Origin of the sequence: Microbacterium luteolum (assembly GCF_039533965.1) — a bacterium.
Taxonomy (GTDB): Bacteria; Actinomycetota; Actinomycetes; order Actinomycetales; family Microbacteriaceae; genus Microbacterium; species Microbacterium luteolum.
On record NZ_BAAAUN010000001.1, the window covers coordinates 3,098,484 to 3,120,792 of the forward strand.

General features: G+C 69.6%; 21 protein-coding genes and 1 riboswitch. Of the genes, 13 read left to right on the forward strand and 8 right to left on the reverse strand.

Going from position 1 to position 22,309, the window contains the following annotated elements; all coding sequences use genetic code 11:
* Nucleotides 1-111 precede the first annotated feature (111 nt).
* Complete coding sequence (locus ABD648_RS15015) at nucleotides 112-1,839, forward strand: ABC transporter ATP-binding protein (RefSeq protein ID WP_282215759.1); 1,728 nt, start codon at nucleotides 112-114, stop codon at nucleotides 1,837-1,839.
* Nucleotides 1,836-4,106: an ABC transporter ATP-binding protein gene (locus ABD648_RS15020; RefSeq protein ID WP_282215760.1), complete on the forward strand. Its 2,271-nt coding sequence runs from the start codon at nucleotides 1,836-1,838 to the stop codon at nucleotides 4,104-4,106. The genes ABD648_RS15015 and ABD648_RS15020 overlap by 4 nt, the downstream gene beginning before the upstream one ends.
* Nucleotides 4,107-4,190: 84 nt before the next feature.
* Here ABD648_RS15020 and ABD648_RS15025 read toward each other — a convergent pair whose 3' ends face one another.
* Complete coding sequence (locus ABD648_RS15025) at nucleotides 4,191-6,059, reverse strand: D-alanyl-D-alanine carboxypeptidase (RefSeq protein WP_282215761.1); 1,869 nt, start codon at nucleotides 6,057-6,059, stop codon at nucleotides 4,191-4,193.
* Between the two features lie 81 nt (nucleotides 6,060-6,140).
* A riboswitch (TPP riboswitch) is annotated at nucleotides 6,141-6,252 on the forward strand.
* Here ABD648_RS15025 and ABD648_RS15030 point away from each other — a divergent pair.
* The 3 genes from ABD648_RS15030 (at nucleotide 6,243) to ABD648_RS15040 (ending at nucleotide 9,123) form a co-directional block, all read left to right on the forward strand.
* The gene (locus ABD648_RS15030; RefSeq protein WP_282215762.1) at nucleotides 6,243-6,893 is read left to right on the forward strand and encodes an ECF transporter S component; all 651 of its coding nucleotides are present in this window, start codon (nucleotides 6,243-6,245) and stop codon (nucleotides 6,891-6,893) included. (Overlaps the previous riboswitch by 10 nt.)
* Before the next feature lie 2 nt (nucleotides 6,894-6,895).
* Nucleotides 6,896-8,347, forward strand: a complete 1,452-nt coding sequence (locus ABD648_RS15035) for an ABC transporter ATP-binding protein (protein ID WP_282215763.1) — start codon at nucleotides 6,896-6,898, stop codon at nucleotides 8,345-8,347.
* Entirely contained in the window at nucleotides 8,344-9,123 is a 780-nt protein-coding gene (locus ABD648_RS15040) for an energy-coupling factor transporter transmembrane component T family protein (RefSeq protein ID WP_282215764.1), read from the forward strand. Before ABD648_RS15035 ends, ABD648_RS15040 begins: the two co-directional genes overlap by 4 nt.
* A 12-nt stretch (nucleotides 9,124-9,135) precedes the next feature.
* Here ABD648_RS15040 and ABD648_RS15045 read toward each other — a convergent pair whose 3' ends face one another.
* A complete protein-coding gene (locus ABD648_RS15045) occupies nucleotides 9,136-9,870 on the reverse strand; it encodes an aminoglycoside 3'-phosphotransferase (RefSeq protein ID WP_282215765.1) in 735 nt (244 codons plus the stop codon).
* Nucleotides 9,871-9,987: 117 nt separating this feature from the next.
* On the opposite strand from ABD648_RS15045, the gene ABD648_RS15050 reads away from it, so the two are divergent.
* Together ABD648_RS15050 and ABD648_RS15055 are read left to right on the forward strand one after the other, a co-directional pair.
* Entirely contained in the window at nucleotides 9,988-10,749 is a 762-nt protein-coding gene (locus tag ABD648_RS15050) for an SDR family NAD(P)-dependent oxidoreductase (RefSeq protein WP_282215766.1), read from the forward strand.
* 101 nt (nucleotides 10,750-10,850) lie between these two features.
* Nucleotides 10,851-11,684 (forward strand): SDR family oxidoreductase, encoded by an 834-nt coding sequence (locus ABD648_RS15055; RefSeq protein WP_282215767.1) that lies wholly within the window; start codon nucleotides 10,851-10,853, stop codon nucleotides 11,682-11,684.
* Between the two features lie 125 nt (nucleotides 11,685-11,809).
* On the opposite strand, the gene ABD648_RS15060 is transcribed toward ABD648_RS15055, so the two are convergent.
* From ABD648_RS15060 to ABD648_RS15075, 4 genes are all read right to left on the reverse strand, one after another.
* Complete coding sequence (locus tag ABD648_RS15060; RefSeq protein ID WP_282215768.1) at nucleotides 11,810-12,559, reverse strand: sulfite exporter TauE/SafE family protein; 750 nt, start codon at nucleotides 12,557-12,559, stop codon at nucleotides 11,810-11,812.
* The gene (locus ABD648_RS15065) at nucleotides 12,556-13,251 is read right to left on the reverse strand and encodes an ankyrin repeat domain-containing protein (protein ID WP_344709415.1); all 696 of its coding nucleotides are present in this window, start codon (nucleotides 13,249-13,251) and stop codon (nucleotides 12,556-12,558) included. The genes ABD648_RS15060 and ABD648_RS15065 overlap by 4 nt, the downstream gene beginning before the upstream one ends.
* On the reverse strand, nucleotides 13,251-13,946 hold the full coding sequence (locus tag ABD648_RS15070) for a bifunctional 4-hydroxy-2-oxoglutarate aldolase/2-dehydro-3-deoxy-phosphogluconate aldolase (RefSeq protein ID WP_282215770.1): 696 nt from the start codon (nucleotides 13,944-13,946) through the stop codon (nucleotides 13,251-13,253). The genes ABD648_RS15065 and ABD648_RS15070 overlap by 1 nt, the downstream gene beginning before the upstream one ends.
* Nucleotides 13,947-14,010: 64 nt before the next feature.
* Nucleotides 14,011-14,571 (reverse strand): ribosomal protein L7/L12, encoded by a 561-nt coding sequence (locus ABD648_RS15075; RefSeq protein WP_282215771.1) that lies wholly within the window; start codon nucleotides 14,569-14,571, stop codon nucleotides 14,011-14,013.
* A gap of 71 nt (nucleotides 14,572-14,642) precedes the next feature.
* Here ABD648_RS15075 and rlmN point away from each other — a divergent pair, with 71 nt between their 5' ends.
* Nucleotides 14,643-15,944: a dual-specificity RNA methyltransferase RlmN gene (gene rlmN, locus ABD648_RS15080; RefSeq protein WP_282215772.1), complete on the forward strand. Its 1,302-nt coding sequence runs from the start codon at nucleotides 14,643-14,645 to the stop codon at nucleotides 15,942-15,944.
* 5 nt (nucleotides 15,945-15,949) lie between these two features.
* Here the strand turns inward: rlmN and ABD648_RS15085 are convergent, their stop codons facing one another.
* On the reverse strand, nucleotides 15,950-16,522 hold the full coding sequence (locus ABD648_RS15085; protein ID WP_282215773.1) for an NAD(P)H-dependent oxidoreductase: 573 nt from the start codon (nucleotides 16,520-16,522) through the stop codon (nucleotides 15,950-15,952).
* A gap of 66 nt (nucleotides 16,523-16,588) precedes the next feature.
* On the opposite strand from ABD648_RS15085, the gene ABD648_RS15090 reads away from it, so the two are divergent.
* Entirely contained in the window at nucleotides 16,589-17,167 is a 579-nt protein-coding gene (locus ABD648_RS15090; protein ID WP_282215774.1) for a TetR/AcrR family transcriptional regulator, read from the forward strand.
* Nucleotides 17,168-17,223: 56 nt separating this feature from the next.
* The gene (locus ABD648_RS15095; protein WP_282215775.1) at nucleotides 17,224-18,834 is read left to right on the forward strand and encodes a DUF4407 domain-containing protein; all 1,611 of its coding nucleotides are present in this window, start codon (nucleotides 17,224-17,226) and stop codon (nucleotides 18,832-18,834) included.
* A 29-nt stretch (nucleotides 18,835-18,863) separates the two neighbouring features.
* Here the strand turns inward: ABD648_RS15095 and ABD648_RS15100 are convergent, their stop codons facing one another.
* Complete coding sequence (locus tag ABD648_RS15100; protein ID WP_282215776.1) at nucleotides 18,864-19,184, reverse strand: hypothetical protein; 321 nt, start codon at nucleotides 19,182-19,184, stop codon at nucleotides 18,864-18,866.
* Between the two features lie 19 nt (nucleotides 19,185-19,203).
* Here ABD648_RS15100 and ABD648_RS15105 point away from each other — a divergent pair, with 19 nt between their 5' ends.
* From ABD648_RS15105 to ABD648_RS15115, 3 genes are read left to right on the forward strand one after another with little or no spacing between them, the layout of a single operon-like run.
* Nucleotides 19,204-20,703, forward strand: a complete 1,500-nt coding sequence (locus ABD648_RS15105; protein ID WP_282215777.1) for an aminotransferase-like domain-containing protein — start codon at nucleotides 19,204-19,206, stop codon at nucleotides 20,701-20,703.
* A 9-nt stretch (nucleotides 20,704-20,712) separates the two neighbouring features.
* Nucleotides 20,713-21,207 (forward strand): hypothetical protein, encoded by a 495-nt coding sequence (locus ABD648_RS15110; RefSeq protein WP_282215778.1) that lies wholly within the window; start codon nucleotides 20,713-20,715, stop codon nucleotides 21,205-21,207.
* A 54-nt stretch (nucleotides 21,208-21,261) separates the two neighbouring features.
* Nucleotides 21,262-22,275 (forward strand): aldo/keto reductase family protein, encoded by a 1,014-nt coding sequence (locus ABD648_RS15115; RefSeq protein ID WP_282215779.1) that lies wholly within the window; start codon nucleotides 21,262-21,264, stop codon nucleotides 22,273-22,275.
* The last annotated feature ends 34 nt before the right edge of the window (nucleotides 22,276-22,309 follow it).

The following is a 22,309-nucleotide window of genomic DNA, read 5'->3' on the forward strand; positions in this document are numbered from 1 at the left end:
AAGGGGGATACGAATGTCCGCGGTTCGTGGCACTCTGTCTTGTGGCCGGTTGTCGGTCGGCATCCGTCTGCCGAGAAACCTGCCGCTCCATCCTTCCTAGAAAGTCCGCCTGTGCTGGGAAAAATCCTCGTCCGCTATCTGTCTCGCTATAGGTGGCTCCTGCTCGGCGTGCTGGTGTTCCAGCTCGCCAGCGCCGCCGCGACCCTCTACCTCCCGCGCCTGAACGCCGACATCATCGACAAGGGCGTCGCGCAGGGAGACACCGGCTACATCTGGAACACCGGCCTGTTCATGCTCGCCGTCTCGCTGGGCCAGATCATCGCCTCGGTCACCGCCACCTACTTCGCCGCCCGCGCCGCGATGGGCGCCGGTCGCGACATCCGCGCCGACGTGTTCGGCAAGGTCAGCGGCTTCTCCGAGCGCGAGGTCTCCGTGTTCGGCGCCGGCTCCCTCATCACGCGCAACACGAACGACGTGCAGCAGGTACAGATGCTCGCGATGATGGGCGCGACCATGCTCGTCACCGCGCCTCTGCTCGCGATCGGCGGCATCATCTTCGCCGTCCAGACCAACGTCGGCCTCAGCTGGCTCATCGCCGTCTCGGTGCCCGCCCTCCTGATCCTCGCGGCTCTGGTCATCGGGCGCATGGTGCCGCTGTTCCGCAGTTACCAGGGCAAGCTCGACAACGTCAACCGCATCATGCGCGAGCAGCTCACCGGCGTGCGCGTCGTGCGGGCCTTCGTGCGCGAGGGCATCGAGGAGGAGCGCTTCCGCGGCGCCAACACCGACATCATGGTCGTCGGCCGCAAGGTCGGCTCGCTATTCGTGCTGCTGTTCCCGCTGTTCATGCTGATCCTCAACGTCACCGTCGTCTCGGTCATCTGGTTCGGCGGCATCGAGGTCAACAACGGCACGGTGCAGGTCGGCACGCTGTTCGCCTTCATGCAGTACATCGGCCAGATCATGGGCGGCGTCATCATGGCCAGCTTCATGGCGATGATGATCCCGCGCGCCGCGGTCTCGGCCGAGCGCATCGGCGAGGTGCTCGACTCGGAGTCCACCATGGTCCGTCCGGAGAACGGCGTCACCGCCTTCCCCGCACCCGGTGCCGTAGCGTTCGACGACGTCGAGTTCACGTACCCCGGTGCGGACGCCCCGGTGCTCAAGGGCATCAGCTTCGGTGCGCAGCCCGGTGAGACGGTCGCGATCGTCGGATCGACCGGATCGGGCAAGACGACCCTCGTCTCGCTGATCCCGCGTCTCTTCGACGTCTCCGGAGGAGCCGTGCACGTCGGCGGCACGGATGTGCGCGACGCCGATGTCGAAGCGCTCTGGGACAGCATCGGCCTCGTGCCGCAGCGTCCGTTCCTCTTCACCGGCACCGTCGCCTCGAACCTGCGCTACGGGCGCGAGGAGGCGACAGACGAAGAGCTCTGGCACGCGCTCGAGATCGCGCAGGGCCGCGACTTCGTCGAGGAGATGCCCGACGGACTCGAGTCGCGCATCGCACAGGGCGGCACGAACGTGTCCGGCGGACAGCGCCAGCGGCTCGCGATCGCCCGCGCGATCGTGCACCAGCCGAAGGTCCTCGTCTTCGACGACTCGTTCTCGGCTCTCGATCTGACGACCGACGCGAGGTTGAGGCAGGCGCTCTGGCGGGAGCTGCCGCACGTCACGAAGATCGTGGTCGCGCAGCGCGTCTCCTCGATCACGGATGCCGACCGCATCGTCGTCCTCGAAGGCGGCACCATGGTCGGCGTCGGAACGCACGAGGAACTGCTCGAGACGAGCGAGACCTATCGAGAGATCGTCGAATCGCAGCTGGGGGTGGACGCATGAGCGAGCAGCAGAACGACACTTCGACAAGATCAGGGACCCAGGCTCGCAGAGGCCGCGGCAAGGCGGCTGCCGCCGTCGCCGAGGTCGGACTGACCGAGGAAGAGAAGTACGAGGCCGAGCTCGCCGAGCAGGCGCGCCAGAACTCGGGCGACTGGGACAGCGTCGCACCGGGCAAGGCCGACAACTTCGGCGCGAGCTTCACGCGCATGATCGGGCTCCTCAAGCCCTCGGCCATCTGGTTCGTCTTCGTGTCGATCCTCGGCGCGATCGGCGTCGTCCTCACGGTCGCCGCACCCAAGGTGCTCGGCGAGGCGACGAACCTCGTCTACAAGGGGTTCATCTCCATCCAGCTCGGGCAGCCCAACGGCGACTTCCCCGGGTTCCCGGCCGGCACGTCGCAGGACGTCGTCGTCGAAGCGCTGCGCAGCGCGGGTCAGGACGACTTCGCCAACCAGGTCGGAGCGCTCGGCGACTTCACGGTCGGCCAGGGCGTCGACTTCGAGGCGCTGCGGTGGATCATCGCCGCTGTCCTCGCGATCTACGTCGCGGCGGCATTCCTGACCTGGATCCAGGGCTACGTCATCAACGTGATCATGGTCCGCACCATGTGGCGCCTCCGGGAATCGGTCGAGGCGAAGATCAACCGTCTGCCGCTGTCGTACTTCGACAAGGTGCAGCGCGGTGAGCTGATCTCTCGCGTCACGAACGACATCGACAACATCACGCAGACGATGCAGCAGTCGCTCTCCGGAGCCCTGACGTCGGTGCTGACCGTGGTCGGCGTGCTCGTCATGATGTTCTCGATCTCCTGGCAGCTGGCGCTCGTCGCCCTCATCACGCTGCCGTTGATGGCCGTGATCTTCGGCGTCATCGGTCCGCGTTCGCAGAAGGCCTTCGGCTCCCAGTGGCGCAAGGTCGGACGACTGAACGCCCGCGTCGAGGAGGCCTTCTCGGGGCACGCCCTCGTCAAGGTGTTCGGGCGCGAGAACGATGCGCTGGAGAAGTTCAAGGACGAGAACGAGGAGCTGTTCCAGGCGAGCTTCAAGGCGCAGTTCCTCTCCGGCATCATCATGCCGGCGATGATGTTCGTCGGCAGCCTCAGCTACGTGGGCATCGCGGTGCTCGGAGGTCTGATGGTCGCGAACGGTCAGCTCCGTCTCGGCGACGTGCAGGCCTTCATCCAGTACTCGCAGCAGTTCACGCAGCCGCTGTCCGAACTGGGCGGCATGGCCGCAGTCGTGCAGTCCGGCACCGCGTCGGCCGAGCGCGTCTTCCAGCTGCTGGACGCCGACGAGCAGGAGGCGGACGACGCGGATGCTCCCGAGCTCGTCGACGGCAAGGGCGTCATCGAGTTCGAGAACGTCGCGTTCTCCTACACGCCGGAGCGCCCGCTCATCCAGGACCTGTCCTTCCGCGTGGAGCCGGGGCAGACCGTCGCGATCGTCGGACCGACCGGCGCGGGCAAGACCACGCTGGTCAACCTGATCATGCGGTTCTACGAGCTCAGCGGCGGCCGGATCATGCTCGACGGTCAGGACATCGCCGAGATCACCCGCGACGACCTGCGCTCCCGCACCGGCATGGTGCTGCAGGACCCGTGGCTGTTCGCCGGCAGCATCCGAGAGAACATCCGCTACGGTCGCTCCACCGCGACCGACGACGAGGTTCTCGAGGCCGCGAAGGCGACGTACGTCGACCGGTTCGTGCACGCCCTCCCCGAGGGATACGACACGGTCCTCGACGAGGATGCGTCGAACGTCTCGGCGGGTGAGCGCCAGCTCATCACCATCGCCCGGGCATTCGTCGCGCAGCCGTCGATCCTCATCCTCGATGAGGCGACGTCAGCTGTCGACACCCGCACCGAGCTGCTGCTGCAGCACGCGATGGCCGCTCTCCGACAGGGACGCACGTCGTTCGTGATCGCGCACCGCCTTTCGACCATCCGCGACGCCGATCTCATCCTCGTGATGGAGCACGGTGACATCGTGGAGAAGGGCACGCACGACGAGCTCATCACGGCTCAGGGCGCCTACTGGCGGCTGTACCAGTCGCAGTTCGAGCAGGCGGCGACCGACATCGACGCCGAAGACGCCCTCACCGGGACGACCCCGGTCGTCGTCACGGGCGACGCCGACGACAGCGCTCAGGCTGAGGCGGATGACGCCGAGTCCGGTGCGTCGGTCGGAGCGCAGTCGCCGACCGCGGAGGCCGCGGCCGCTCAGCGTCTGATGGAGGACGGTGCCGACGGCTCCGGTCGCCGAGCCTGACCACCCGCACAGCACGACGCCCCATCCCGATCTTCCGGGGTGGGGCGTCGTGCTGTGACAAGCAGGTCAGGACGGGAGGGCCGCTCAGGGCTTGTCCGAGTGGATGCCGAGCAGTTGGAGCGGGTGCGTCAGCCGCCACCAGGGACTCGGTCCCTCGATGTCCTCCGCGAGCACGAGCGGCGTCGTGACGGAGTCGACGGGGCCCGATGTGGTCAGTGTTCCCACGGTGCCGTTGTCCTCGCGCTCGTCGCCCAGGTCGAATTCCGCGGTCGCTGTCGAGAGCGCCCCGTTCCAGAGCACGACGTGGGCGTCATCGTCGGTGACGACCTCGACCTTCTCGCCCCAGAGCGTGGTCACCTCTCCGACGACCGTGCCCTTCTCGACCGCCGGTGCCTGAGTCTGCAGCGCGGCCTCGGTCTCGGCGAAGAGCGCGCGCGTCGCGGCGAGGCGCTGCTCGTCGTCGGCTTGATTCAGCACCGCGGCGTACAGATGCACGGTGGTGTCGCCGATCGCCAGCTCCTTCGCCGTCAGCAGGTTCCAACCGACCAGCGATCCGGTCTTGATGCCCACGACACCGGGGTCGACGAGCATCCCGTTCGTGTTGATCACCGTGCCGGCACCCGGCAGGTCGACCGACGGCGTGCCGACGATCTCCGCGAAGACGGGGTTCTTCATCGCCCACTCGCCGAGCTTGAGCAGGGCATCAGGGGTCGCCACATTGCCCTCGTCGAAACCCGAGGGCGTGACCACGGTGATGCCGCCGAGCCCGCGCTCACGCAACCACACGGCCGCGGCATTCGCGAACTGCTCGTCCGATCCCCAGATCTCGGAGGCGAGGCGGTCGATGTAGTTGTTCGCGGAGCCCATCAGCGTGCCCTGCAGCATCTGATACTCGGTCAGCACGCCGTCGACCGGCACATCCAGGGCCGACTGATCCGAGCTGCGGTACTCCCAGTACTCGTCCTCGTCGTCGCTGTCGAAGGAGAACTCCGGACCCTGCTCGCCCACGGCGAGCGGCATCCGATCCAGCACCATCAGACTGGTGACGACCTTCGTGATGCTCGCGATGCTCGCAGCATCGGGAGTGGAAGCGGCGGAGCTCACACCGGCGACGCCGACGGCCGCGCTGCCCTGCGCCGGCCAGGTGAGAGTCGCTGCCGGGGCCGGGATGGTGTCGAACTCGATCGCCTGCACCGTGGGAGGAACCTCGTGCAGCGGCCAGAGCAGCGTCGTTCCCGCATATGCGGCAATCAGCCCGGCGAGGACTCCCAGCGGCACCAGCAGTCCCGGACGCGCGATGGCAGGCCGCAGGTTGGCGTCCCGCAGCAGCCCGTCCGCCTGCTCGTCCTCGGCGTCCTCGTCGAGCGTCGCCACGGTCGTGTGCTGCGCGACGGCGGAGCTGTCGACCCAGGTCAGGGCCGTGGCGGTGGCAGCCTCATCGGCCCACTGCGCGGGAGGCTCCGGCACTGTCGCGGTCTCGGCAGGGAGCGTCGTCGTCGGCGCATCGACGCGCGGCTTGAAGAGGGGCGGTTCCGCAACAGCGACAGCGCTGTCGGCCGCGACGGTCTCGGCGGGTGCGGTTTCGGTGAGTGCGACGGTCTCGGCGGCCGTGACCTCGGCGGCCGCGACGGTCTCGGCGGGTGCGGTTTCGGTGGGTGCGACCTCGGCGGCGGCCTCGGTGGAGCTGGTCCGCGGACGCGACGCATCCGCGGTGAACAGGGCATCGACCGCGACGGCAGAGGCCGCAAGGGGCGAGGTGTGCGTCGACGACGGCGGCGGAGCGTCCCCGGCGAACAGGGCGTCGGTCGCGAAGGCCGAGGCCTGGTCCGGCGTGCGCGTGGCGGCATCCGTCCCGAACGGGAACGCGGCGCGATCGGCGTCGGGGGATGCGTCCGTGGGGACGCCATCGCCCAGGACGCCCGTCGCCTCGTCGGCGGGATCAGAAGGGGTCACTCGTTTACGGTACCTAATCCCGGCGGCGATCGCGGCGGAGCGCCCCCGAGGAAACAGAGTGTCGGGACGCGGTAGGATCGTCAGCACAACCACGGGAGTCCGGCGAGCCGGGCTGAGAGGGAGCGAATCGCGCTTCGACCGTCGAACCTGATCTGGGTCATGCCAGCGCAGGGAGGAGTTCAGATGAGTACGTCCACGTCCACATCCGCGTCCACGAAGACGCAGGGTCAGACACCCGCCGCAGGCCTCTACCGCTGGCGCGTCGTCGACATCGTCGTGGCCGCCGTCCTCGGCGTCGCGATCGGCCTGGTCTTCTGGGGCTGGAACACGATCGGCTACGCCTGGTTCGGTGCGGCTGACGCCCTGACACCGGGCCTCGGCGGCATCGCCGTCGGCATCTGGCTGCTCGGCGGAGTCGTCGGCGGACTCGTGATCCGCAAGCCCGGTGCCGCCCTGGTCGTCGAGCTCGTCGCCGCGATCGTCTCGATGCTGATCGGCAATGTCTGGGGCATCTCCACCGTCCTCTCCGGACTCGTCCAGGGGCTCGGCGCGGAGATCATCTTCGCCCTGTTCTTCTACCGTCGCTTCGGTATCGTCGTCGCCGCGCTCGCCGGCATGGGTGCGGCCGCCGCCGCATGGGTGTTCGAGCTCTTCTACGGCAGCTCGCCGAACATCCTGAAGTCGTTCGAGTTCAACACGATCTACCTGGTCAGCGTCGTCGTATCGGGAGCGATCCTCGCGGGTGTGCTCGGCTGGCTCCTCGTGCGCGCTCTGGCGGTGACCGGTGCCTTGAGCCGCTTCGCCGTCGGGCGAGAGCACGTGCGCGAGGTCTGAGCGTGAGTGTCGCCGCCCCGGCCCGCGTGCAGGCCGCGGGCTGGGGGTGGCGCTATGCCGGTCGTAAGCGTCCGGCGGTCACCGACGTGAGCTTCACGATCGAGTCGGGCGAGCGCGTGCTCCTCCTCGGTGCCTCGGGTGCCGGGAAGTCCACGCTGCTCGCCGGACTCGCCGGCGTGCTCGGAGATGCCGACGAAGGCGAGCGCAACGGTTCCCTGCTCATCGACGGGGCCGCTCCCGAATCGCGGCGCGGACAGGTCGGCCTGGTGCTCCAGGATCCGGACGCCGGAATCGTGCTGTCCAAAGTGGGCGACGACATCGCCTTCGGCTGCGAGAACCTCGGTGTCGCGGCATCCGAGATCCCCGGCCGGGTCGCCGAGGCGATGGATGCCGTGGGCCTCGATGTTCCGCTCCACCGCGCGACGAAGGCGCTGTCGGGCGGGCAGAAGCAGCGGCTCGTGCTGGCCGGCGTGCTGGCCATGCGCCCCGGACTCCTCCTGCTCGATGAACCCACCGCGAACCTCGACCCCGAGGGGGTGCACGAGGTGCGGGCGAGCGTCGAGCGCGCTGTCGCCACGACCGGCGCGACGCTGATCGTGGTCGAGCACCGCACCCCTGTCTGGGTCGACCTGATGTCACGGGTGATCGTGCTCGCAGCCGACGGGGGCCTGCTCGCGGACGGCCCGCCGCATCAGGTGTTCGCCGATCACGGAGCCGCGCTCGCCGACGCCGGAGTGTGGGTGCCCGACCGCGGCATCGACCTTCCCGTGCTGCAGCACGTGACGACATCCGACGCGCTCTCGGCATCCGGGCTCGCGGTCGCCAGGGAACCCGGCGTGGTGGTGCAGGCAGGGCTCGAGCTCCATGTTCCGCGCGCGAACGCGACCGTGATCACCGGACCGAACGGCGCGGGCAAGTCGACGCTCGCGCTCACCCTCGCCGGTCTCATCCCCGAGCACGACGGCGAGGTGCGCGCCGCTCCCGAACTCGCCGGGCGACGCGGGGTCCGTCCCATCCGCTGGACCTCGCGCGAGCTGCTCACCCGCATCGGCATGGTGTTCCAGGAGCCCGAGCATCAGTTCCTCGCGCAGACCCTGCGCGACGAGCTCGCCGTCGGACCACGTGCGCTCGGGTGGACGCAGACGCGGACGGATGCCGTCGTCGACGAACTCCTGGAGCGGCTCGGCCTCGCGCCTCTCGCGCTGGCCAATCCGTTCTCGCTCTCGGGCGGGCAGAAGAGGCGCCTCTCGGTGGCGACCGTGCTCGCGGGGGCGCCCGAGGTGATCGTGCTCGACGAGCCGACCTTCGGGCAGGACCGCCGCGGGTGGATCTCCCTGGTCGCCCTGCTGCAGGAGGAGATCGCGCGCGGCCGCTCGATCGTCGCGGTCACCCACGACGATGCGGTGATCCGGCACCTCGGCGGACACCGGATCGAGCTGGGAGCCGTGTCGTGACCACGACCGAGACTGCCAGGACGGCGTGGCTCGACGGCGTCAACCCGGTGACCAAGCTGCTGCTCGCTGTGCTGCTCTCCGTGCCGCTGTTCGCGTCGATCGACGTGACGAGCGCGCTGGTCGCGATCGGCCTGCAGCTCCTGTGCCTTCCGCTGACCGGGCTGCGTCTCGCGACCGTGCTGAAGCGGCTGCTGCCGATCATGATCTTCGCTCCGATCGCCGGCATCAGCATGCTGCTCTACGCCGAGCCGGCCGGTCGCGTTTACTGGACCTTCGGCTTCGCGACCATCAGCGAGGGCTCGATCGTCCTCGCGATCGCGGTCAGTCTGCGCGTGATCGCCCTCGGGCTCCCGACGATCCTGCTGTTCGGCGGGACGGATCCGACGGAGCTCGCTGATGCGCTCTCGCAGGTCGCGAAGCTGCCGAGCCGTTTCGTGCTCGGCATCCTCGCCGGCACGCGGATGCTCGGACTCTTCCTCGACGACTGGCGGACCATGGGTCTCGCCCGCAGGGCGCGCGGCGTCGGCGACAGCGGCGCCCTGCGACGGTTCTTCTCGATGGCCTTCGTGCTGCTCGTGTTCGCCGTGCGTCGCGGCTCGAAGCTCGCGCTGGCGATGGAGGCTCGGGGCTTCGGCTCCGGCATCCCCCGCACCTGGTCACGGCCGTCCCGCCTCCATCCGCGGGATGCGATCGCCGTGCTCGGCGGCCTCGCGATCATGGCGCTCGCGCTCGCCGCCGCCGTGATCCTCGGCACCTTCCGCTTCGTCTGGAGCTGAGCGGAGCCGACGTCAGGTCGCGTTCCAGAGATCCCGGTAGTAGGCGAGGCGCTCACGGTCGGGTTCGATGCCGTAGGCCTCGATGAGCGCGTCCTCCAAGCCGGTGCCGTAGTTCCATTCGGTGCTCATCGATGCGACCGCGATGTCCGCCCAGCGGTCGGCGGTCCCGAGCAGCGCGAGATCGACGTGGGCGATCCAGCGCCCGTCGTCGCCGACGAGAGTGTTCGGGCAGCAGGCGTCGCCGTGGCTGACGACGAGGCGATCGACGGGCGGAGCGGTACGCAGCTCATCCGGCACCTCGATGCCCCGGCGCTCGGCGTTCGCGATGCGGGAGGCGATGCTCCACTCCCAGGGGCACTCGTCGACAGGGAGGGCGTCGTGCATCGCCCGCAGGGCCTCGCCGACAGCGCGCACGGCGATCGCGGGCTCGGCCACCCACCGCGGGTCCACGGCGCTGAGGCCGTCGATCGCCGCGGTCACCAGCCACTCGTGCGTGTCGTCCTGGCCCTGCTCGAGCACGGTCGGCACGGCGATCCAGCGGGAGGCCCAGGCCATCCGCTCGGCCTCGTCCTGCAGACTGAACTCGAGGTTGCGCGGACCCCACTTGATGTAGAACGGTTCGCCCGCACCTGTCGCTCGGAAGGTGAGCCCGCCGTAGTCGTTGTCCCAGACGCAGACCAGGTCGGCACCATGCGCGAGCTGGCGGACCTTCTCGGGAACGGCGACCTGTTCGGTGGGAAATGACATACCTCCATCCTGACGCAGGATGCGATGGCCGGGCCCGGCTTCGTGACTGCACGGAGAACCACGTAGGCTGAGACTGCGTTTCAGAAGCAGCAGTCGCACAGGTTCGAAGGAGAACAGATGCAGGTCAGCGGACAGGGTGCTCTCATCACCGGAGGAGCGTCCGGGCTCGGACTCGCCACAGCACGACGGCTCACGTCGGCGGGGGCGCACGTCACCATCGTCGACCTCGCCTCGTCGAAGGGTGCGGAGATCGCCGAGGAACTCGGCGGGCTCTTCGTGCCGGCGGATGTCACCAGCGCCGACGAGGTCCGGGATGCCGTCGCCGCAGCCCAGGCCGCCGCACCGTTGCGCGTCGTGGTGAACTGCGCGGGGATCGCCCCGCCTGCCAAGGTGCTCGACCGCGATGTGAACCCGGCCGTCCTCGCCGACTTCGAGCGCGTGGTCCGCATCAACCTCGTCGGCACGTTCAACGTCACTTCGCAGGCCGCTGCCGTCATCGCGAAGAACGAGCCCACCGAGAGCGGTGATCGCGGCGTCATCGTGAACACCGCGAGCGTCGCGGCCTTCGACGGCCAGATCGGCCAGCCCGCCTACTCCGCGTCCAAGGGCGGCGTACACGCCATGACGCTGCCGGTCGCCCGCGAGCTCGCCCGCTACGGCATCCGCGTGTGCACGATCGCCCCCGGCATCATGGAGACGCCGATGCTGATGGGGCTGCCGCAGGCGGCGCAGGATTCGCTCGGTCAGCAGGTGCCGTTCCCGTCGCGCCTCGGACGTCCCGACGAGTACGCCGCACTGGTGGAGCACATCGTCGACAACGGCTACCTCAACGGCGAGACCATCCGTCTCGACGGCGCCATCCGCATGGCGCCGAAGTAGACGACCGGCATCCCGATTCCGCTCCGGTCGCACTTTCCGTCGCCTCCGCGGCGCGCGGGCGGCATGAACTGCGACCGGAACGACCTCAGAGAAGGAACGACATGAGCACACTGGCAGGCAAGACCATCCTGATGTCGGGCGGAAGCCGCGGCATCGGCCTCGCGATCGCGCTGCGTGCGGCGCGAGACGGCGCGAACATCGCGATGCTGGCGAAGACCGACACCCCGCATCCGAAGCTCGAGGGCACCGTCCACTCGGCCGCAGAGCAGATCCGGGCCGCGGGCGGTCAGGCGTTGCCGATCGTCGGCGACGTGCGCGACGACGACGACATCACCGAGGCCGTCCTGAAGACGCAGGGCGAGTTCGGCGGCATCGACATCGTGATCAACAACGCCAGCGTGATCGACCTGTCGCGCTCGCTCGAGCTCGGCGCCAAGAAGTACGACCTCATGCAGGACGTCAACGTGCGCGGAACGTTCATGCTCTCGCGTGCCGCTGTCCCGATCCTCAAGGATGCCGAGAACCCGCACATCCTGTCGCTCTCGCCGCCCCTGAACCCGACGCCGAAGTGGCTCGGCGCGCACACCGGGTACACGCTCGCGAAGTTCGGCATGACGATGGTGACGCTCGGCCTCGCCGCGGAGTTCGCGCGCGACGGCATCGCCGCCAACACGCTCTGGCCGCGCACGACGATCGCGACCGCCGCGGTGCAGAACCTCCTCGGGGGCGACAAGGTCATGGCGGCGAGCCGCACAGCCGATGTCTACGCGGATGCCGCCTACGCGGTGCTGCTCAAGCCCGCCGCGTCGTACACCGGGCAGACGCTCATCGTCGAGGATGTGCTCGAGGCGGACGGCGTGACCGACTTCTCGGGCTACGCCGCGATCCCGGGGACGCCCGACTCGGCGCTGTTCCCGGACATCTTCCTCGACTGAGGGAGCTCAGCACGCTTCGACAGGCTCAGCGACCCAACTATGGGTGCCGCGCGCTTCGACGGGCTCAGCGACCCCGGCGGATGGGTCCCTGAGCTTGTCGAAGGGGCTCGTCCGACGCGCGCCCGTCAGAACAGCAGGTACACCGCACCCACGACGGTGAGCACGATCACGATGCGGTCGAACAGGCGCTGGTCCATGCGCTTCGCGAGACGGATGCCGGCGAGGGCGCCGATCACGACCAGAGGCGCGAGCACAGCGTCCATCAGCAGCACGGGGACGTGGAACAGCCCGAGCCCGGCGAGGAACGGCACCTTCACCAGGTTGATGATGGCGAAGAACCAGGCCGAGGTGCCGAGGAAGACCTGCACGGGCGTGCGCGTGGCGAGGAAGTACATCGACATCACGGGCCCGCCCGCGTTGGCGACCATCGTGGTGAAGCCGCCCATCGTGCCGTAGACGCCGGAGAGCAGGATGCCGCCGGGCGCGGGTGCCGTGGCATCCGTCTTGTCCTGCCGCCACCGGCGCCACAGCGTCACGGCGATCATGAGCAGCAGGATCACGCCGATCGCGCGCCGGACGATCCCGTCGCCGGCGAGCGCCAGGAACGCGAAGCCGACCAGCAGCCCCGCGATGACGGCGGGTGCGAGGCGCAGCAGCGTCGGCCAGTGCGCATGACGGCGGTACGCGATCAACGCGAACACGTCGCCGACCATGAGCAGGAGCAGCATCGCCGCCGTCGAGGTGCGGGCGGGCAGCACGGCGGCGAACAGGGCGATCGCCAGGATGTTGCCACCCGGGATCGCGGTCTTCGAGATGCCGATCGTGATGGCGGCGACGGCGAGCGCCGCCCATGCCCACGGATCGAGGTCGATCATCGGTCGAGCTCGGCGACGATCGCGTCGTAGCCCCGGCTCGCGGCGAGCTCGCGGGGGAGGATGCCGTCGCCGTCCGGGATCGTCACGTCCGCGCCGCCGTCGATCAGCGCACGCACCACGTCGACGTACGCGCGCGACCCGTCGCCGAGCACGATCGCCTCGTGCAGGGCCGTCCAGTTCAGGTCGTTCACGTGGTCCGGGTCGACGCCCGCCTGCAGCAGCGTCCGGACGGTGGCGAGCAGACCGCGCTCGGATGCCGGAATCAGTGCCGTGCCGCCGAAGCGGTTCGTGCTCGTGAGGTCGGCGCCGTTGTCGAGGGTGAGGCGGAGGATCTCGTCGTGACCGCGAGCTCCCGCGTAGAGATAGGCGGAGTCCTGGATGTCGTCCTTCGCGTTCACGTCGGCGCCGGCCTCGATGAGAACCCGCGCGGCGTCGACGTTGTTCGCCTTCGTGGCGATCACGAGCGCCGTCATCCCGCTCTCGTCCCGCGCCTCGATGTCGGCGCCGGCATCGAGCGCCTTCGCGACGGCGTCGGCGTCGGCGGTGCCGGCGGCATCGAGCAGGTCACGGGTGGCATCGGGCACGGAGGACTCCTCGGAAGACGGCGGCGGATCAGCAGAGACGGTGCATGCCGTGGTGGTCAGTGCCATGCCGACCGCCATGGTCACCGCGAGCAGCATCCGTCTCTTCATCATTCTGGTATACCAAATGAAGCTGGATGCGCCCGAATGTGTATTCGGCGAGCTCGTCTGCCGCGCACGGCGGCGAGTGCTGCCGCGAACCGTGCCGCGCGCTGCTCGATGTCCGCCCAGTCGGATGCCGCGATCGACGCGCCGTTCGCCAGGTCGCCACCGGCTCCGACCGCCACCGCACCGGCGCCGAACCAGGCCGCGAGGTTGTCAGGGCTCACGCCGCCGGTGGGCATGAGTGGGGCGTCGGGGAACGGTCCGCGCAGGGCGCCGAGGTAGGAGGGGCCGCCGAGAGAGGCGGGGAAGATCTTGACGACATCGACACCCAGCGCGAGTGCGCCCATCACCTCGGTCGGCGTCATCGCGCCGGTCATCACGACGCGGCCGGTGTCGAGCATCGCGCGCGTCAGGTCGGGGAGCGTGCCGGGGCTGACGAGGAACTCGGCTCCGGCGTCGGCGGCGAGGGTCGCCTGTTTCGGCGTGGTCACGGTGCCGGCGCCGATGTAGGCGGCATCGCCATGGCGGGCGATGAGCTCGCGGATCACGGCCGGCGCTTCGGGCGTCGAGAACGTCACCTCGATGCCGGTGACGCCGCCGCGGATGATCGCCTCGGACGCCTCCAGTGCGAGCTCGGGGGAGGGAGCGCGGAGCACGGCGAGGATGCCGGTGGTGCGGGCGCGGTCGAGACGGTCGGGCATCGGTTCTCCTCGGGGGTGGGTTGTGCCCATTCTCGCGGACGCGGACCTGTAATGACAAGCCGGGTCAGTGGGTGCGGCCGGGGATCCAGGCGTCGATCAGGAGCTTGGACTCCTTGAGGCCCAGGCCGGTGTGCTCGCGGAGCACCTTGATCGCGTTGATCCGCTGATCGCCGGCGACCAGCCGGTCGATCTCGGAGACGGCGGATGCCGGCAGCGACGCGCGGACCGAGGAGGGTGTGTGCGAGGTCGGGGTGATCGAGGTGTACGCCGCCGCCGCATTCGAACGGGCGGCGAGGTGCGGGGCCGTCGTGCTGATGGACCAGTGCTCGACACGGTCCTTCGCCTCTTTCAGGCCGACGCCGGTGGCGTCGCGGAACATCTTGATGGCGTGGATCTTCTGACCGGCCGCGATGAGCCGGTCGATCTCGGCGACCACCTGCGGCGTGAGGCCCGAGGCGGTCGTGGCCGCGGACGAGGCCGGCAGCGAGCGGGCGGTCGTCGGCGAGGGCGTGAACACCTGCGGCTCGGGGAGCTTCGGGCGCATGCCCCGGAGCGCGGCGGAGACGATCACCACGATCACGACGAGGGCGGCGACGAGCCCGATGATCCAGATGATGATGTCCATGGGGTCAGTCTATGGAGGCCCCGGCCCGCGCCCCAGGGCCTTCCCACCCACCACCGCGTACCCTGGAAGGTATGACCGAGAACCCCCGCACGCGCGAGACGCGCCCCGCAGCATCCGCGTCCGCCCCCGAGGGTCGACCCGCTCAGGGCAAGGTCCGCTCGACGAAGCCTGCCCAGGTGCGTCCGGCGACCGAGGGCTGGACGCAGCAGAAGGATGCCGAGGGGCGTCCGCTCCTGCAGTTCGCGAGCCCGAAGCGGGGCAAGCCGCCTGTGCACCTCGCCGACCTCACGCCCGCTGAGCGCGTCGAGAAGGTCAAGGAGCTCGGACTCCCCGGCTTCCGGGCGAAGCAGCTCTCCACCCACTACTTCCGGCACTACACGTCGGATCCCGAGCAGATGACCGACCTTCCGGCTGACACCCGGGAGCAGCTCGTCGCCGGGATGCTGCCGCCGCTGCTCACCGAGGTGCGCCGGCTCGAGACCGACCGCGGCGACACGATCAAGTTCCTCTGGCGACTGCACGACGGCGCGCTCGTCGAGTCCGTGCTGATGCGCTACCCCGGCCGGATCACGCTCTGCGTGTCGAGCCAGGCCGGCTGCGGCATGAACTGCCCGTTCTGCGCGACCGGGCAGGCAGGCCTGACCCGCAACATGTCGACCGCCGAGATCATCGAGCAGATCGTGCGCGCGAACCGCCTCATCGCCGAGGGCGGCCTCGGCGGCAAGAAGGCCGACGACCACAGCATGGAGCGCGTCTCGAACATCGTCTTCATGGGCATGGGCGAGCCGCTGGCCAACTACAAGCGCGTCATGGATGCCGTGCGGTCGATGGTCGCCCCGCAGCCCGACGGCCTCGGCATGAGCGCCCGCGGCATCACCGTGTCGACGGTCGGACTCGTCCCGGCGATCAAGAAGCTCTCAGACGAAGGCATCCCGGTGACCTTCGCGCTCTCGCTGCACGCCCCCGACGACCACCTGCGCGACGAGCTCATCCCGGTGAACTCGAAGTGGAAGGTCGACGAGGCGCTCGACGCGGCCTACGAGTACTACGAGAAGACCGGACGCCGCGTCTCGATCGAGTACGCGCTCATCAAGGACATGAACGATCACGCGTGGCGCGCCGATCTCCTCGCCGAGAAGCTCAACCAGCGCGGACGCGGGTGGGTGCACGTGAACCCGATCCCGCTGAACCCGACTCCCGGCTCGATCTGGACCGCATCCGAGAGAGACGTCACGAACGAGTTCGTGCGCCGCCTCAACGACGCCGGCATCCCGACGACCCTCCGCGACACCCGCGGCAAGGAGATCGACGGCGCCTGCGGCCAGCTGGTCGCGACGACCGAGGACGAAGCGGCCTCGGCCGCGATGGCCTGAGGGCCTCAGTGCGCTGAGCGGCGGGCGTCGCGCGCGCCCAGGAGCTCGGCGCGTTCGAGCCAGCGGGTGACCTTGGCCTCGTTCGCATCCTTGACGCCCAGCATCCGGTGCGTGCGTACAGAGCGGATGCCGCACAGGCGCATCGTGTTGCGTGCGACATGCGTCTGCGCGGGGATGCCCGTCACAGGCGCGGCGTACCACGGGGTGTCCGCGAGCAGGAGCAGGCGGCCGCGACGTGCGGGAAGCAGCCCTTGCGGGAGTCCGAGCTTCGTGTAGCGGTACTCCTGCTGCGGGAGCAGGGCCCGATCGAAGAATCCCTTCAGAACGGCGGGCACCGAACCCCACCACAGGGGCGTGGTCACAACGACGGTGTGCGCCTCGCTCAGCGCCCGCTTGGCGTCGGCGAGGTCGGGCTCGAGCGTCATCCGCTCGCGGTACCCGAAGCGCAGATGCGGATCGAAGTCGAGGTCGCGAAGAGCGAGCACGCGGGCATCGCCGTGTCCTTCGGCGTAGCGCTGCGCGAGCGCGGCGGTCAGGGAGCGGGCGTCAGGGTGGCCGTCGATCACGAGAGCAGGCATGGCTGGGTTCCTATCTGGACAGTGTCAAGCTGGTGGACACTGTCAAGATAGGAGAGAATGTTGCTCATGTCAAGTTCGAAGGACGGCTACCACCACGGCGATCTCGCCCGCGCGCTCGAGGATGCCGCGATGCAGCTGCTGGAGCGCATGCCTGCCGCCGAGATCAGCCTGCGCGAGGTCGCGCGCGCCGCGAACGTCAGCCACAACGCGCCATATCACCACTTCGCCGATCGGCTCGGGCTGCTGAAGGCCATCGCCGAGCGCAGCATGGCCGACCTGCTCGAGCAGGTGCGGGCCGCCTCTGTCGCGGCAGACACTCCCCGCGGCCGGCTCATCGAGGGCGGTTCGGCGTACATCCGCTTCGCGGTGGAGCATCCGCACGCCTTCGACGCCGTCTACGATCCGACGGTGTGCGTCCCCGGATCGCCGACCGCCACCATGGCGCCGCTCATCCAGGGTCTCGAAGACGCGCTCGCCGAAGCGGCTTCCGCGGCCGGACTCGACACCCCCGCCGACGGGCTGGCGCTGTGGGGGCTGATCCACGGACTGGGCACCCTCGCCGCCGCCGGGCACTTCACCCTCGACGACGCCGTCGCCGCGCATGCCGCGACCGTCGACCGGCTCCTCGGAGAGCCGAACCTGTGAGTCGTTCAAAGCCTTCTTCCACGGGATGCACAGGCGACCTTTCGTAGATTGTCGGGATGCCCTATTCCGCCCATCGACCGGGTCGCTACGACTCGCAGGGTCGGATCATCCTCGACAGCGACCCGAACGCTGAGACGGACGACTTCGACTTCCTGCGCGAGTTCGAGCCCACCGGCACCGACGACGTCACCCGCGAGGTGCCCGTCACCGCGCCCTCGGAGGAGACGCCCGAGCAGTCGGAGCCCGCTCCGAAGCTGGCGCGCAAGCCCCGGGTCCGCAAGCCGCGCCGCGTGCGCACGCCCGGTTCCCGTGCCAGGACACTCGCGATCCTCGGTGGTGCGGAGGGCGAGATCCTCGATCGCGTCCCCGGCGAGACCCCGCGCTTCGTGCAGATGTTCTTCGTCCTCGCCGGGACCGCGCTGGTCTCGGCGATCTCCATGCTGTTCGCGCTGACCACCGGGGTGCAGGCGGCGATGTGGCTGGCCGTCCCGCTCGCGCTCGTGTGGGCGCTCATCATCTTCAACCTCGACCGGTTCCTGACCTCGACCATGGCGTCGACCCGGAACGTCTGGAAGCTCATCGGCCTCGCGATCCCGCGAGTGATCATGGCCGCGATCATCGGCTTCGTGGTCGCCGAGCCGCTGGTGCTGCAGATCTTCCACAACGACATCGCGCGCGAGGTCGCCTCGACCAACATCACGCAGTCGCAGTCCGACCAGGAGGCCCTCGAGTCGGGTCCGGAGAAGATCGCTCTGGATGCTGCATCCGACCGGGTCGCCGAGCTGGAGAACCAGGCGGCGACGGGCATCGTCGCCGGCACGGACGCGTCGTCGGCGACCGAATCCGCCGCGCAGGCGACGGTCGACGACCTCACCGCCAAGATGACCGCGCAGCAGGCGGTCATCGACCAGGCCCGCATCCTGTACCAGTGCGAGCTCACCGGCGAGGGCGCGGGCACGGTCCCCGGCTGCACCGGGGTCAACGGCGAGGGCGCGAGCTCGGATGCCGCCGAGGCGCAGCTCGCCGAGGCGCAGCAGACCTACGACGCCCTGGCTGCGCAGCTGCGCACCGCGAACGACGAGCTCGCCGCCGCGGGCACCTCCGCCAAGGAGAACACGTCGGCGTCGGAGTCGCAGAACCGCGAGCAGGCGCAGTCGCAGCTGCCCGGTGCGCGCGACACCTATGACCAGGCTCTCGCCGCCTACAACGCGCGAGCGGATGCCGTGGCGCAGGGCAACGCGGGAGCGGTCGGCCTGCTGAGCCAGATCAGCGGACTCAACCGGCTGAGCGAGAAGGAGCCGACGATCCTGTGGGCGCACATCCTGATCGCGGCCCTGTTCTTCATGATCGAGCTGCTGCCCGTGCTGGTGAAGGTCCTGACGAGCTACGGCGACCCGAACCTCTACGAGAAGGCCGCGGCCATCCGCAAGCAGGTCGCGCTCGACAAGGTGACGGCCGAGGGCTTCCGCGACCGCGCGGAGATCGTGACGACGCAGTCGCAGGGGATGCAGGCGGATGCCGCCGGCTCCGGCGAACCGCAGACGCGCGCGGAGCGCCGCGAGGCAGCGGAGGCGGCCGAGGCGCAGGAGCGCGAACTGGCCGAGAAGCGCGCGCAGGCGCAGACCCTCGAGGAGCAGGAGCAGCTCGTCCGACCGACCGTCGGCTGATTCGGGAGCTCCGGCAGGCCGGCGGGCGCTCAGGCGAGCTGGAGAAGATGCTCCGGCGAGGACGAGTCCGTGGGCTCCGGGGCGGCGCATGCGAGTTCACGGATGCGGATGTCGCGGATCGTCGGATCGCCGATCACCGCGTCGGCGATGGATCGGATCAGCGCGACGGTCGAGGGGCTCCCCGTCCAGCGTGCGCCGGTGAGCTCTGCTTCGATCCGGGCGAGCGGGAGCCGCAGCGCCGGATCGTGCTGACGGGCGTCATCGCTGAGCCATTCGACGAGCGCGTCGATGGTCCAATCGGGGTCGATTGGACCGATATCCGGTGACCTGGTGGCGAAGAACGTGTCCATTGGTCCAGAATCGGGTCTCATGAGCATCGATCACAGGGCCAATCCGGCGCCAGTGGACCACGGATCGGACACGGGTGCGTTCACCGTGCTCGTCCGGGCCGGCGAGGTGTCGTCCGAGGGGCTCTCCGGGCGCCTGGGGCGCTGGACGCACGGCGACGGCACTCTCGCCGGCCGACTCGCGCGGGGGATCGCCGGCCTGATCGAGACCGGGGAGCTGCGGCCCGGCGACCGCCTCCCTGCGGAACGCGCGCTCGCTGCCTCCAGCTCGGTGTCCCGGGGCACCGTCGTCGCGGCCTACGCCGACCTCGCCGAGAGCGGACTCGTCGAGCGGCGACAGGGCAGTGGCACGCGCATCGCCGGGGCCGCGGCATCCGTCGCCCCCGTGCACCGTCCGGGTCGCGGCGAGGCGCTGTTCTCCGCCCTGCCGAACGCGATCGACCTGCTGCGGACCGTCCCGCAGATCCCCGAGCTCGCGGTGCAGCTGATCCGCGATCACCAGCCGCGGCTCGACCTCGCGCTGCTGCCTGAGACGGACCCGGCCGGACTCCCCATCCTGCGCCAGCTCATCGCGGAGATGTACCGGGCGGAGGGCACACCGACCACGCCCGAGCAGATCCTCGTGACGCACGGCGCGCAGCAGGCGATCAGCCTCGTCGTGAACGCGCTCGTCGGACCGGGCGACGTCGTGCTCGCCGAGGAGATCACCTGGCCGGGGGTCACCGATTCGGTGGGTCTGCGCGGCGGCACGGTGCACGGCATCCCGATGGGGCCGGACGGACTCGACGTCGACGCGCTCGAACAGGCGCTTGCCCGGCTGCGGCCCGCACTCGTCGCGCTCAACCCGCACCACCAGAACCCCACCGGGACCCGTCTGCCCGCGGCCGCGCGTCATCGCATCGCCGAGCTCGCGGCGCTGTACGGCGTGCCCGTGATCGAGGACCGCGTCGTCGCCGGCATCTCCTTCGACGGCGTCGTGCCGCCCACCCTCGCGGCCGAGCGCCCTGACGCGCCGATCATCGTCGTCGAGTCCGTGTCGAAGTGGGCCTGGGCGGGCCTGCGGATCGGCTGGCTGCGCGCCGACCCCGTGCTCGTGCGGCGGCTGCGCGGCGCACGGCAGCTCGCCGACCAGTCGACCAGCGTGCCGGGGCAGCTCATCGCGCTCGACCTGATCGCGCACGCCGAGGAGCTGCGGCGTGCGAACAGCCGCATCCACCAGGAGCGCCTCGGTCTCCTCCAGCGCCTGATGGCCGAGCATCTGTCCGACTGGTACGTCGATCCGCCCCGTGGCGGCCTCTCGCTCTGGGTGGCGCTGCCCGCCGGCTCCGCCGACGCCCTCGCGAGGATCGCGGCCACGCACGGCGTCTCGATCGCCGGAAGCGCCGCGTTCGCGGCATCCGTCTCCTCCGACGACCACATCAGGATCCCGTTCACCGCGCCGGACGACGTGCTCACCGAGGGCATCCGCCGGCTCGGGGAGGCATGGCGCGAATATCGGGAGACTCTCGGGCGTGCTTCCTAGGATGACCGCATGAAACGGATGCCGCGCCACACGCTCTGGATCTCGATCGCGGGCGTGCTCGCCGTCAGCGCCTATGCCGCGCTCGCCGCTGTGCAGATCCTCGTGCTGAACCCGTTGGCGGCGGCGCCGGGGATGACGCTCGAGGAGATCCGCGCGGAGATGGCCGCGGCGAACGAGAGTCTGGGGCACCAGACGGTGTTCTTCGTCCTCGGGATCGGCGTGGCGCTGGCCGTCGGGGTGGCCGTCGTCTCGATGATCGCCAAGGCGCCGCCGATCGTTCCGGGGATGAGTTTCCTCGCCCTCCTCATGTGCGGGGTCGTCGGGTACTTCGCCGCTTCGTTCACCGCCGGCATGGGCCTCGCCGACACGTTCGGGATCAGCGGTGCCGACTACTCGCCCTGGGCGCTGCCGCTGTACGGCGTGAGCGCCGGCGCGGCGATCGTCGTGATCGTCGGCGGGATCGCCATGGCAACGCGGAATCGCACCTCGACCGCCCCGGCCTGAGACCGGTCACGGAATCCCGCCCTCGGGCCGTCCGGCAGCGACTAGCGTGGGAGCATGGTCAACTATCGCTATCTCGGAAACAGCGGTCTCAAGGTCTCGGAGATCACCTACGGCAACTGGGTCACCCACGCCTCCCAGGTCGGCGACGACGCCGCCGTCAAGACGGTCCACGCAGCGCTCGACGCCGGCATCACCACGTTCGACACGGCGGACACCTATGCCAACACGGCCGCAGAGGTCGTGCTCGGCAAGGCTCTCGAGGGTCAGCGTCGCGAGGGTCTCGAGATCTTCACCAAGGTCTACTTCCCGACCGGCCCGAAGGGCCCGAACGACACCGGCCTGAGCCGCAAGCACATCCTCGAGTCGATCAACGGCTCGCTGAAGCGTCTCGGCACGGACTACGTCGACCTCTACCAGGCGCACCGCTTCGACTACGAGACGCCGCTCGAGGAGACCTTCCAGGCCTTCGCCGACGTCGTGCGCCAGGGCAAGGCGCTGTACATCGGCGTCTCGGAGTGGACGGCCGAGCAGCTGCGCGAGGGCCACGCGCTCGCGAAGCAGCTGGGCGTGCAGCTCATCTCGAACCAGCCGCAGTACTCGATGCTGTGGCGGGTCATCGAGGGCAAGGTCGTCCCGGCATCCGAAGAGCTCGGTATCTCGCAGATCGTCTGGTCGCCGATGGCGCAGGGCGTGCTCAGCGGCAAGTACCTTCCCGGTCAGCCGGTCCCCGAGGGGTCGCGCGCGACCGACCCGCACAGCGGCGCCGACTTCATCAAGAGCTTCCTGCAGGACGACATCCTCACCGCCGTGCAGCGGCTCAAGCCGATCGCCGACGAGGCGGGTCTGTCGATGCCGCAGCTCGCGATCGCCTGGGTGCTGCAGAACCCGAACATCGCCGCGGCGCTGGTCGGAGCCTCTCGCCCGGAGCAGCTCGCCGAGACGGTCAAGGCCTCGGGTGTCAAGCTCGACGCCGACACCCTCGCCGCGATCGACACGGCGCTGGGCGACGCGGTCAACCGCGACGCCGAGCACACGTACTCGGTGTCGCCGAAGGCTCGTCTGACCTGACGCCCGCTCTGCTCCTCTGTCGAGCCGCCCCCTT

Bases quoted from the DNA above. Each gene is read 5' to 3' on its own strand.
- ABD648_RS15060 (WP_282215768.1), bottom strand. From the start codon at position 12,559: ATGATCGACCTCGATCCGTGGGCATGGGCGGCGCTCGCCGTCGCCGCC.
- ABD648_RS15100 (WP_282215776.1), bottom strand. From the start codon at position 19,184: ATGGACACGTTCTTCGCCACCAGGTCACCGGATATCGGTCCAATCGAC.
- ABD648_RS15110 (WP_282215778.1), top strand. From the start codon at position 20,713: ATGAAACGGATGCCGCGCCACACGCTCTGGATCTCGATCGCGGGCGTG.
- ABD648_RS15105 (WP_282215777.1), top strand. From the start codon at position 19,204: ATGAGCATCGATCACAGGGCCAATCCGGCGCCAGTGGACCACGGATCG.
- ABD648_RS15030 (WP_282215762.1), top strand. From the start codon at position 6,243: ATGAGTACGTCCACGTCCACATCCGCGTCCACGAAGACGCAGGGTCAG.
- ABD648_RS15075 (WP_282215771.1), bottom strand. From the start codon at position 14,571: ATGGACATCATCATCTGGATCATCGGGCTCGTCGCCGCCCTCGTCGTG.
- ABD648_RS15050 (WP_282215766.1), top strand. From the start codon at position 9,988: ATGCAGGTCAGCGGACAGGGTGCTCTCATCACCGGAGGAGCGTCCGGG.
- ABD648_RS15020 (WP_282215760.1), top strand. From the start codon at position 1,836: ATGAGCGAGCAGCAGAACGACACTTCGACAAGATCAGGGACCCAGGCT.
- rlmN (WP_282215772.1), top strand. From the start codon at position 14,643: ATGACCGAGAACCCCCGCACGCGCGAGACGCGCCCCGCAGCATCCGCG.
- ABD648_RS15045 (WP_282215765.1), bottom strand. From the start codon at position 9,870: ATGTCATTTCCCACCGAACAGGTCGCCGTTCCCGAGAAGGTCCGCCAG.
- ABD648_RS15095 (WP_282215775.1), top strand. From the start codon at position 17,224: ATGCCCTATTCCGCCCATCGACCGGGTCGCTACGACTCGCAGGGTCGG.
- ABD648_RS15065 (WP_344709415.1), bottom strand. From the start codon at position 13,251: ATGAAGAGACGGATGCTGCTCGCGGTGACCATGGCGGTCGGCATGGCA.
- ABD648_RS15115 (WP_282215779.1), top strand. From the start codon at position 21,262: ATGGTCAACTATCGCTATCTCGGAAACAGCGGTCTCAAGGTCTCGGAG.
- ABD648_RS15055 (WP_282215767.1), top strand. From the start codon at position 10,851: ATGAGCACACTGGCAGGCAAGACCATCCTGATGTCGGGCGGAAGCCGC.
- ABD648_RS15070 (WP_282215770.1), bottom strand. From the start codon at position 13,946: ATGCCCGACCGTCTCGACCGCGCCCGCACCACCGGCATCCTCGCCGTG.
- ABD648_RS15085 (WP_282215773.1), bottom strand. From the start codon at position 16,522: ATGCCTGCTCTCGTGATCGACGGCCACCCTGACGCCCGCTCCCTGACC.
- ABD648_RS15090 (WP_282215774.1), top strand. From the start codon at position 16,589: ATGTCAAGTTCGAAGGACGGCTACCACCACGGCGATCTCGCCCGCGCG.